Here is a 740-nt window from a genome sequence, read left to right on the forward strand (position 1 = left end):
TCGTGGTAGGTGGCGACGACCTGGGTTCGTTCTTCGGTGGTGGTGGCGTTGTTGTAGGCCTCGTGGAAGTAGGGCCGGATGGTGGCGTGCAGGTTGGGGTAGAGCTCGCGCATGCTCTGCTGGACGGCGGGGTCCGCGGTGTTGTCGTGCCAGGTGCGGAACTCTTCGCGGCGCTGCATCTCCAGGCTGTAGTCGCGCAGGGTGTCTTCTGCGCGGCGGTTCATCTTGTCGTAGTCCTGCACGGTGTCGAGCAGGGTGACGTTGTTGCCGGCGCTCATCATGCTGTTGAGGCTGGCGATGGTGACGCGGGCGTCGGCGCCGGGATTCGGGTCGACGGCTTGGGGCACGGCGCCGGGTGGGACGTCGCCGGCGGTGTTGATGGTGTAGTCGCCGGGGTTGACGCCCATCGCGCCGATCCAGGTGTCGACGGGGACGGGGCCCAGGCCGAGGGCGGGGTCCAGGACCATGGGGACGGTGCGGCCGCCGTTGCCGAGGTCGACCTGCACGAGCGGGGCGACGTGGTAGTTCCAGGTGACCTGGCGGGGTGCGGCGTCGGTTCCGCCCAGGGCGTTGGCGGAGTTGACGGTCAGGCTGGAGTCGCGGGCGACGAAGACCTTCTGGGTGTCCACGCCGGCCTGGCGCATCTGCAGTGCCCACAGGTGGGCGCGCATGTAGCAGCCGTCCTCGGGGTGACCGGTGGGGATGCGGGTGCTGCCGTCGCCGTGGTGCTCGAAGGTGGC

At 69.5% G+C, this 740-nt stretch carries 1 protein-coding gene; it reads right to left on the reverse strand.

Features of this window, described 5'->3' with window-relative positions:
- Positions 1 to 740 (reverse strand): protein-glutamine glutaminase family protein (locus tag IMZ35_RS30250; RefSeq protein WP_199444629.1); only part of this gene is annotated, 740 nt, incomplete at both ends.

The organism is Umezawaea beigongshangensis, from assembly GCF_016464305.1.
GTDB lineage: Bacteria > Actinomycetota > Actinomycetes > Mycobacteriales > Pseudonocardiaceae > Umezawaea_A > Umezawaea_A beigongshangensis.